This window comes from Lentimicrobium sp. S6 (assembly GCF_013166635.1).
GTDB lineage: Bacteria > Bacteroidota > Bacteroidia > Bacteroidales > UBA12170 > UBA12170.
This window is the reverse complement of the sequence record NZ_JABKBZ010000114.1, coordinates 1-9,495: the sequence shown is the minus strand read 5'-3', so window position 1 is coordinate 9,495 and position 9,495 is coordinate 1. Positions and strand designations below refer to the sequence as shown.

10 protein-coding genes are annotated in these 9,495 nt (G+C 34.5%); 2 read left to right on the top strand and 8 right to left on the bottom strand.

The genetic code is table 11. The features are described from left to right. Positions 1-381 precede the first annotated feature (381 nt). The 6 genes from trxB to HNS40_RS20865 form a co-directional block, all read right to left on the bottom strand. On the bottom strand, positions 382-1,335 hold the full coding sequence (gene trxB, locus HNS40_RS20890; RefSeq protein ID WP_172284616.1) for a thioredoxin-disulfide reductase: 954 nt from the start codon (positions 1,333-1,335) through the stop codon (positions 382-384). Between the two features lie 407 nt (positions 1,336-1,742). Next, positions 1,743-2,459, bottom strand: coding sequence for a DUF4956 domain-containing protein (locus HNS40_RS20885; RefSeq protein WP_172284614.1), 717 nt, complete (start codon positions 2,457-2,459; stop codon positions 1,743-1,745). A 123-nt stretch (positions 2,460-2,582) separates the two neighbouring features. Continuing rightward, a complete protein-coding gene (locus HNS40_RS20880; protein ID WP_172284612.1) occupies positions 2,583-3,962 on the bottom strand; it encodes a CotH kinase family protein in 1,380 nt (459 codons plus the stop codon). An 11-nt stretch (positions 3,963-3,973) separates the two neighbouring features. Next, a complete protein-coding gene (locus HNS40_RS20875) occupies positions 3,974-4,621 on the bottom strand; it encodes a DUF2490 domain-containing protein (RefSeq protein WP_172284610.1) in 648 nt (215 codons plus the stop codon). Positions 4,622-4,745: 124 nt separating this feature from the next. Then, positions 4,746-5,372, bottom strand: a complete 627-nt coding sequence (locus HNS40_RS20870; protein WP_172284608.1) for a hypothetical protein — start codon at positions 5,370-5,372, stop codon at positions 4,746-4,748. 13 nt (positions 5,373-5,385) lie between these two features. Continuing rightward, a complete protein-coding gene (locus HNS40_RS20865; protein WP_172284606.1) occupies positions 5,386-5,736 on the bottom strand; it encodes a hypothetical protein in 351 nt (116 codons plus the stop codon). Positions 5,737-6,003: 267 nt separating this feature from the next. Here HNS40_RS20865 and HNS40_RS20860 point away from each other — a divergent pair, with 267 nt between their 5' ends. Further along, a complete protein-coding gene (locus HNS40_RS20860; RefSeq protein WP_172284604.1) occupies positions 6,004-7,632 on the top strand; it encodes a thiamine pyrophosphate-dependent enzyme in 1,629 nt (542 codons plus the stop codon). A 13-nt stretch (positions 7,633-7,645) separates the two neighbouring features. After that, positions 7,646-8,224 carry an indolepyruvate oxidoreductase subunit beta gene (locus HNS40_RS20855; protein ID WP_172284602.1) on the top strand — a complete coding sequence of 193 codons (579 nt, stop codon included), beginning with the start codon at positions 7,646-7,648 and terminating at the stop codon, positions 8,222-8,224. A gap of 87 nt (positions 8,225-8,311) precedes the next feature. Here HNS40_RS20855 and HNS40_RS20850 read toward each other — a convergent pair whose 3' ends face one another. Further along, on the bottom strand, positions 8,312-9,226 hold the full coding sequence (locus tag HNS40_RS20850) for a TAXI family TRAP transporter solute-binding subunit (RefSeq protein ID WP_172284600.1): 915 nt from the start codon (positions 9,224-9,226) through the stop codon (positions 8,312-8,314). 142 nt (positions 9,227-9,368) lie between these two features. Then, on the bottom strand, positions 9,369-9,470 hold the full coding sequence (locus tag HNS40_RS23820) for a T9SS type A sorting domain-containing protein (protein ID WP_371742965.1): 102 nt from the start codon (positions 9,468-9,470) through the stop codon (positions 9,369-9,371). Positions 9,471-9,495: the final 25 nt, after the last annotated feature.

Genomic DNA, 9,495 nt, shown 5'->3' with positions numbered 1-9,495 from the left:
GCGAGGAGGTTTATCAAAAGAAATTAGCCAATGGTATAAAGGAGGAGGCCTTAAATATTAGCCAATGGTCGGCAGGTATATATGTCATTATTGTAAGAAGCGAAAACCATATGGTGGGGAGTGCTAAATTGGTGGTAGAGTAGGTCAACAAAGAGTTAGTGTTAAAACAAAATCCGTTTAGCCTAAGGCTAAACGGATTTTGTTATTTCTAGGTTAAATTCCACTTTGTATTAGCAAAGAACCTATCCAATCTCACGTGACTGATAAGAAATCTCCGAGAACGAGGCTTGGTCTTTATGAAAAACAAGGAGTTTACATGTGTAAATGACTGTTTTCAAAAAGATTATAACGAAGTTATCGGAGTTTTCTTGAAGTCACTATTTACTCATTCTCGCCAATAAAGCGTTCCGCTTCAATAGCAGCCATACAACCTGTTCCGGCTGCAGTAATCGCTTGACGATAAGTTTTATCTTGTACATCACCTGCTGCAAAAACACCAGGAATATTTGTTGCTGTACTTCCTGGAATAGTATTGATATATCCAGTTTCGTCCATATCAATTTGTCCTTTGAATATTTTAGAGTTTGGCGTGTGACCAATAGCTACAAAGAAACCATCGATATTGATTGTTGTTTCTTCGTTGGTCTTATTATTTAATAATAATGCCCCAGTTACTGTTTTTGCAAAACCTTGAGAAGTTCCAAGAATTTCTTTGGTATTATGATTCCAAAGGATTTCTATTTTTGGATTTTTCTTCACTCTTTCTTGCATAGCTTTAGAGGCTCTTAACTCGTCTCTTCTCACAATCATGTATACCTTATTACAGATATTAGCTAAGTAGGAAGCCTCCTCAGCAGCAGTATCACCACCACCTACAACAGCAACATCTTTTCCTTTATAGAAGAAACCATCACAAGTAGCACAAGCAGATACTCCACCACCATTATACTCTTCTTCAGAAGGTAGTCCTAACCACATAGCAGAAGCACCTGTAGCAATAATTACGGTCTCAGCTTCAATCATATTACCATCATCGGCTTTACAGATAAATGGTCTTTTTGAGAAGTCAGCTTCTACAATTTCGCCCCATCTTACTTGAGTTCCATATCTTTCAGCTTGTTTCTTCAAGTCTTCCATCATAGCAGGACCATCAGTTCCTTCTGGATAACCTGGAAAATTCTCTACTTCTGTAGTAATAGTTAGCTGACCACCTGGCTGCATTCCTTGATACATCACAGGATTAAGTGCTGCACGACCAGCGTAAATACCAGCTGTGTAACCAGCAGGACCTGAACCAATGATCAGGGTTTTTACTTTCTCTATAGCCTCGCTCATTATAGTATTATTTATTTGTGTATTCAATTTTAAATGTGTTCAGTCTAAAACTGTGCCATTAGCAAATAAATAAATTTAGCACAGCTTTGTCTGCAAATTTAGCCAAAAAATTAAGAAGCTATGACTGATTTTGTGACAAAGTGACTGTTGAGTTTAATATAAGAATGTTTTTCTTTAGAATGAAGAACTAATACCAATGATAAAATGAAGTTAGGATTAAATTTAATCTTAAAAAAAACGTATGATTTCCTATCGGTAATAACCATTGCAATAATGAAATGCCTTTATAACTAATTTCTTTATACAATTGTATAAATTGATTGTTATGGCCATTCTCATATCAACAAAAAAGCCAATAAAATGATTTTAATGGCTTTTTCTTTCCTCTTTAAGTAAGTAATTCTGAATTACTCATTATTCTGAATCAGAGTAGCATTTTCTTTTGGGCTATAGAATATCTCAATATCAGCTACATCTCTAAGGAAGTCTATTTTGGTGATTTCATATCGGATGATAGTAATTCCAGTTCTATTTTGAAGGTCTTCTCTCAACTCTTCTTCTTTCATTTTATGAATATTCTCAATCTTTTCGTAAATAATACGAAGAGATTTTTCTTCTTTTAATAAGAGCCTTTTTTCAAGGAACCAAAGTCCTGCTACAATAGCTGCATTAGTAAATAACAATTCGGAATAGCTCACTTTTTTACTAGCCAAAGCATTCATTACCGATATGCCTATCACCACAAATAAATAGGTCATTTCCTTGATAGGAATAGCATCGGTTCGATAACGAATAATCCCAAAGATAGCAAACAAACCAAGTGCAAACCCTAATTCTAGCTTTACATTATTAAGCAAAAAACTCAAAAGGAAAACGGTTCCTCCAATGGCAATATAACTAAAGTAAAAGTCTTTTCGCTTGCTTGTTCTGGCATACATATAATGTATGACCAAAAGAATCATAATGGAGTTGAGAGCAAATCGAACCACTAATTCTGTAAAATCAGGAACATTGATTAATTTAATATCTAAAAACCGAAAGCTGTCTTCCCAAGTTGGAGTATCGACAATATTTTCTGCTGTTTTTGAGACATTCAATATTGTATTTTGGATGAATTTCAACATATATATTTGTTTTTCAATATTTGCACAAAGAAGCCAAGCTCTAATAAACTTGTTATTTCTTCATGCAAATTTAATATTATAATTTGTTATTTGGCGTTAAGTTTAATAGCCTTATAAACTATCTTATTTTGATAAGTAGCTTTCCACATTATTATTTCTAGTTTGCACATGTGATTGAAGCTCATATAATGCCTCATCAAACTCAGAAGCATAACGGAGGAAGGTATAACCCTCTTCTTCTGCATATGCATAATCATGTAACATTTCATAATAATTCTCATAAGTGCTAACCATCTTGCTAGGGATAAACACCTCATCAATAAATTGTTGTAAATATAGATTATATAAGGCATCATATTCCTCAATATCTTTAATATATCTGAGAAGGGGCCAGTTATCATTAACTTCATTTAATGACAGACTCAATGCTCCACCCTGTTTTCCTTCTTGTAAGGCTTCATTATTATCCCAAGGAATCCATGTGAGTTTATGATTAGATGGATTATTATATAGATAATAATTATGTGTCATGATCCCATAAGTATCCCAGTTTTGCATAGTTGTATTGGCAGCCATCCATTTAATGAATGTGTCTACATCAAAAATAGACTCTAGGCTGGTTTTCCAAGTATCAGGATTTATGGTTCTTTCTGAACTATTAATGATATCATACAAAGATTGTACATCGGCATAATTAGCTAACTCTTCATTGGTTTTTACCTCCATTTCTCCTTCATCGAAAGTACCTTGTGCAAAAGAAGCCGCATCACCATCGGGTTTGTATAGGTTTCCGCTATCATCAGAAAACTGGCTTTCCAATACAGTATCGTCCACTTCTTCTACAATTGTATAAACTCCAAAGTATTGAGGTCCATCACCAAAATCAACATAAACCACGCAAAAGGAGGTTTGAGCTGAAGCCAAGCCAAATTCTCTAAACAAATCAGCTCCAACTTTTTCACGCATTAAAGAAGCATCATCAAAGTTATTATTCAAGTTGAGTTGTTTGAACCCGTAAAATCTTTGATTGGGATAATCTGGCATAGCTTCCTCAAATTGGTCAAAATCTAGTTTTAAAGAGAGCTTGTTATTTCCCGATTGGTAGGCCGAAGTTAAGCTGGAATTTCCTTTATATCTAATTCCCACATTATACCATTCTATGCCTTCATAATTAAAAGAACAAGGTACCCAAACAGGATCGTAATCAGATGATGTAGCATCTACACCAAATCCACCACCAGGCCCTCCTCCGCTACTACCTATGTTTTCATCTAAATCGTTTTGCATAATTGTGTAATTGTCACTACTGATGACAATATCAAATCGTTGAACTTTATTTTGATTAAACACAATGGAATAATCTGGTGAAACAGAAGAACCATGGGTGCTTTCGCTCCAGTCAGAATAGTCTATTCCTTCCGTATCTACAACAACAATATCATCTTTTCGGCATCCACTGGCCAACATTGTGATAGAAAATAATAATATGATATAAGCTTTCATAGGTTTTGTTTTTAGAATTTGAATTTATAAGTAAGACTTACGATATGTTTGTTATAATAGGATGTTCTATAATAATCGAATTTGTAATCGAGTCCAATACTGTTTTTCTTATTAATTTTGTAATCGGCACCAGCAAAACACCTCATTTTATACAAACCATCTCCCGATAATTCCTGAAATGCTTCCAAGCCAATAGCAGGTGTGATTTTACACTTTGGGATATCATATTGAACACCGATCTTATATCTAAGATAATTACTTCTTTCGGTCTTAAAATCCTCATCCGCATCGTTAGTATAACTCAAACGTAAAAACGGGCTAAAGTCATTAAATTCCTTTTTAAACTTAAGAAACACACCATATCGTGAAGCATATTCGGTATCCTTAACATCTCTTGGATTAACCACAAAACGATAACGAACACCAGCTTTAAATACCTTACTGAATTTATAATCTGCTTGCAATTGAAAATGATAATTGTCTATACTGAAATCCTCATCGAACCTGAGCTCTGGTGAAAAGCTTAAACTTAACTTCTTGATTGGTTTAAAGATAATCTCGGCACTCGTTCTTCCTTGGAACTCGTTAATAGTGGTTTGAGCATAATTAACTGAAACAATACCTAAGATTATTAATATGATAATATATTTCTTTTCCATCCACTTCATATTTCCCTCCTCTTATTTTTATGATGAATATGGCGTAAAAATATAGTCTGAAATGGCTTTCAGAAAATGAAATCAATAGGAAATGATATTTAATCTATAGACAGGGTAATTTCCCCTATGAATTTTTTGAGGATGTTTCGAATAAATAGTTTTCTAATGATTCTGAAACTCTTATTAATGATTCTATTTCTTTTTTCTCCACATACCAAAAACCAGGACGAAGGATGGAGATATAAGATTTATTTTTGAGCTGAGAAACAAAATCTATATCCTTTTCATTTACCGAAATACACATAGCAGGATCTAAGGATAAAGCTTTGAGTATAGCTTTTTGAATCTTGTTTTTGGATAATAGCTTTTTAGCTTCTTGAGCATGATTAGTAGTAATGAGTACTTTTGAGTCAAATGATTTGGAGCCCGTCTTTAAATGTTTACTTCTTCCAAATAATTGAAGTTTATGAAGGATGGTTTTGCTTCGAATATGAATTTTGACTTCTTTGGAAATAGAAATTGGGATGAAAGTTCCACAATAGGTTGATAATTCAATAGTAGGAGTATGGTAATCGTAAAACCAAAGTAAAAAACTTTCTTCTGAAGGATTTAGTGGAGTGAATGCCGTTCTTTTATACTTAATGATTCTACGAATTCCCTTGGGTTTTGGATAGGGTGTTTCCTTTATTGTTATTTCTCTTTTGCTCGACTTAGCATAATCCTGAAGTATTTCGATATTTGTTTTTTCCATGGTGCTTATTTTACTATGGTTGCTTTGACCAAATGACACTTATTAATATTGCATTGGAGAAGTCTTCTCCATTGATGATCTGATTGTCATCAACACCTCCCAAAAAACCAATGCTGTTGCACTCCGAATCGTATATCTCAGAACCCTCATCTGTTTCACAATCACCAGGATTAAAAAGGTATACTTCTCCTCCCTGAAACTCATACTTTCTTACATCTACTGCCACAATACAATCTGTTTCGGAGTTAAAATCTTTTATCAATTGCTCAATACATGCGGGAGTACCATCCGCAATATCATATTTCTTACAAGCCGAAACTGATAAAATAATAAGGAGAATATAAAGGAATCCGATTTTTTTCATAGATTGTAAAGGTATATTAATTGAGGCTTCATTCTATAAGAAAAAAACTTAAAAGTTGAGTTTCACTTGGTTTCCTTCTTAATTATACCCAATCTAAATATATAGTTCTGGTGTTTTTTAATGGTAAAACAAAATGGTTATTTCTGTATTTTTGCAAACGATTGAAATCCCGAGGGGCAGGGAAGCTAGCTACCCAAATCTAGCGAAAAAGAAAGAGTCCACAAGAAACCTTGAAATATTTTTAAGGTCAAGAAATATAAAAAACTCATGCAAAAGTTATTATTGTTAGGTGCTGAAGCCATTGCGCAAGGTGCAATTGACGGCGGTATGTCTGGTGTTTACGCATATCCGGGCACTCCTTCAACTGAAATAACAGAATATGTGCAACATTACGATTTAGCTAAGGAGCGCAATATTCACAGCCAGTGGTCAGCTAATGAAAAAACTGCTATGGAAGCAGGACTAGGAATGTCATATGCCGGAAAACGAGCTATGGTTTGTATGAAACACGTTGGATTAAACGTGGCAGCCGATGCTTTTATAAATTCCGCTATCACAGGTTCCAATGGTGGACTACTCGTAACAGTGGCCGATGATCCAAGCATGCACTCTTCACAAAACGAGCAAGACAGTCGTTATTACGGAAAATTTGCTCAAATCCCAATTTTGGAACCTGCCAGCCAACAAGAAGCTTATGATATGGCTTATTTTGGTTTTCAATTGTCCGAAAAATTCAGTATTCCAGTGATGATTAGAATCACTACTCGCCTAGCTCACTCCAGAGCAGGTGTGGAAAGAAAACCTTTACTCGATCAAAACGAACTCATTTTACCTTCTAATCCGACTCAATTTGTTCTTCTTCCATCCATTGCTAGAAAACAATACAAAGGATTATTAAACAGCTTCGCTGGTTTCATAGAAGATTCTGAAGAGTCTCCATTCAATCATTATTTTGAAGGAACTGATAAGAAATTAGGAATTATAGCTTGTGGGTTAGCCTATAATTACTTGATGGAAAATTATTCTGAAACCGAATTGACTCATCCTCTATTAAAGATTGGTCAATATCCTATGCCACGCGCCAAGGTTGAAAAGCTAATGAAGGAATGTGACGAGGTATTAATACTTGAGGATGGTTATCCAATTATTGAGGAGTTATTAAAAGGTTATTTAGGCAAGGAAAAAGTTCACGGTCGTTTAGATGGTAGTTTACCCCGAGATGGTGAGTTAAATCCTAACCTCATTGCAAAAGCATTAAAGTTAGCCAGCGAAGAAGAAGTAACTGAGATTTCTGAAGATGTAAAAGATATCGTTAAAAATCGCCCACCTGCCATGTGTGTAGGTTGTGGTCATATTGATGCTTATAACGCCTTAAACGAAGCTTTAAGTGATTATGGTGTAGGTAGAGTATTTAGTGATATTGGATGTTATACTTTAGGTGCACTTCCTCCTTATAATGCCATTAATAGTTGTGTAGATATGGGAGCTTCTATCACTATGGCAAAAGGGGCCGCCGATGCTGGTTTAGTTCCTGCTGTTTCTGTTATTGGAGATTCAACATTTACTCACTCTGGAATGACAGGATTAATTGATGCTGTGAACGAAAGCAGCCCAATAACAGTTATGATTTCCGATAACTTCACTACTGGTATGACAGGCGGACAAGATTCTGCTGCACTAGGTAAAATTGAAGATATTTGTAAAGGAATCGGTGTAGATCCAGAGCATATCATTGTCTTCACTCCTCTTAAGAAAAATCATGACGAAATGGTTGCGATTATGAAAAAGGAATTGGCTTATAAAGGTGTTTCTGTCATTATTCCTCGTCGCCAGTGTATTCAAACTACTAAGAATGTAGCCTTAAATGAAAGAATCAGAGAATTGAACCTCAGATAAAAAATATAAAAAAATGAAAACAGATATTATATTAGCAGGAGTTGGTGGACAAGGTATTCTTTCCATCGCTGCAACTATTGGCATGAGTGCTTTGTCCAATAATCTTCATTTGAAACAAGCCGAGGTTCATGGAATGAGCCAAAGAGGAGGAGCGGTACAGTCACACTTCCGTTTATCTTCTAAGCCTATTGCTTCCGATTTAATTCCTAAAGGTGGATGCGACATTATTTTGTCAGTTGAGCCTATGGAGTCATTGAGATACATTGATTTCTTAAAGAAAGATGGCTGGATTATTACCAACTCAACACCTTTTGTAAATATCCCTAATTATCCCGATGTGGATGAGGTGATAGCTAAAATTAAAGAAAGAAAGAATGTGATTATTTTGGATGCTGATAAAATTGCAAAAGAAATAGGTTCTCCACGTTCCAGTAATATCGTCGCCTTAGGAGCCGCTACTCCATTTATCGATATTCCATTTGAATCTTTTGAGGAGGCTATCAAATTAATCTTTAAGAAAAAAGGAGATAAAATTATCAATGCAAATATTGAAGCACTAAGAGCTGGACGAGCTGTTGCAGATGCAAGATAGTATACAAGAATTAGAGAAGTCTAATCATTAATAAAAAATGCTGCAATCCGATAGGATTGCAGCATTTTTTTATCATATTTTAAAACATTATTCCATTGATGTCCAAATAGAATTGTTCCATTCTGCAGGATTAGCCGTTTTCCAAGAGCTATGTCCTGTAGTTTTTAAAGTTTCCAAATTTTCAATAGTAGTCGATTTCCACAATTTTAAATCTGCTATATCTTCTTCACTTAATTTGTTTTTGTTTACTACAACAACACTAGGTACACCAAAAGTATTTATAACCTCTTTTTGCCAAGGATATGTTTCGGCCTCCATAGTAATGGGAGTATAGTATTCGGCCCAACCATTCACGTTTTCAAGGCTAGCCAATTGCATTTTCAAAGGAAAATTAACAGGAATAGTAGCAATCATTTCATAAGGAGCTGCAGCAACCACAAAGAAAGCATCAATTTTATTAAGCAATAAAGCTTTCATGGCATCTTGTGTATTCAGATTCCTATTTTTCCAATCTAATTTGCTGGAGTTTTGTATGTAGATAGCTGTACTATAGGTCCCTTCACCACTGTTTCCGATTCCTACAGTTTTACCACTTAAATCATTTAATGAATTAATACCAGAGCCCTCTTTACTTACTAAATGTATTTCCTCTGTGTTCAAAGGCATCAAAACAATAAGGTTTTCAGTATTTTTTGTTCCATTTAACATGTCTTCAGATTTCTTTAATAAAAGAAGATCTAATTGCATAAATGCTGCTTTTGCAGGGTGGTTGGCATCAGCTAATAAATCGAAGTTAAACGAAGAACCTTGTGTGGCTTTTACATTTAAAAAATCTACTTCTGTTTCTCCTTTAGCCTTCTTGGGAAGCACCTTATTCATATCATTTGCTAAAGCAATATAAGTACCGTTTTCAGTCCCCGACAATACTTCAATTTGAGAAAATGAAGTAAAAGAGGATATTAATAATATGCCTATCAATAAGTAAGAGTGAATGTTTTTCATAATTTGGGATTTGATTAGTTTTAAGTTCAAATATACTCATTTCCATTGATTATTAAAGCCTTGCTCACGAATATTCATTATAAAATAACAAAAGGCTGACTTCTCACTTAAGAAAAGCCAGCCTTTTATAAAAAATTACTAACTATTGAATAACAACCTTTTTGTAAGAAACTTTACCACCATGAGTAATTCTCAAGAAGTATACACCTCTTTCGTAATCACTAAAGTCGAATTGTTTCTCCATCTTATCCGCTGTAATTTCAAGTATT

Bases quoted from the DNA above. Each gene is read 5' to 3' on its own strand.
- trxB (WP_172284616.1), bottom strand. From the start codon at position 1,335: ATGAGCGAGGCTATAGAGAAAGTAAAAACCCTGATCATTGGTTCAGGT.
- HNS40_RS20885 (WP_172284614.1), bottom strand. From the start codon at position 2,459: ATGTTGAAATTCATCCAAAATACAATATTGAATGTCTCAAAAACAGCA.
- HNS40_RS20880 (WP_172284612.1), bottom strand. From the start codon at position 3,962: ATGAAAGCTTATATCATATTATTATTTTCTATCACAATGTTGGCCAGT.
- HNS40_RS20875 (WP_172284610.1), bottom strand. From the start codon at position 4,621: ATGGAAAAGAAATATATTATCATATTAATAATCTTAGGTATTGTTTCA.
- HNS40_RS20870 (WP_172284608.1), bottom strand. From the start codon at position 5,372: ATGGAAAAAACAAATATCGAAATACTTCAGGATTATGCTAAGTCGAGC.
- HNS40_RS20865 (WP_172284606.1), bottom strand. From the start codon at position 5,736: ATGAAAAAAATCGGATTCCTTTATATTCTCCTTATTATTTTATCAGTT.
- HNS40_RS20860 (WP_172284604.1), top strand. From the start codon at position 6,004: ATGCAAAAGTTATTATTGTTAGGTGCTGAAGCCATTGCGCAAGGTGCA.
- HNS40_RS20855 (WP_172284602.1), top strand. From the start codon at position 7,646: ATGAAAACAGATATTATATTAGCAGGAGTTGGTGGACAAGGTATTCTT.
- HNS40_RS20850 (WP_172284600.1), bottom strand. From the start codon at position 9,226: ATGAAAAACATTCACTCTTACTTATTGATAGGCATATTATTAATATCC.
- HNS40_RS23820 (WP_371742965.1), bottom strand. From the start codon at position 9,470: ATGGAGAAACAATTCGACTTTAGTGATTACGAAAGAGGTGTATACTTC.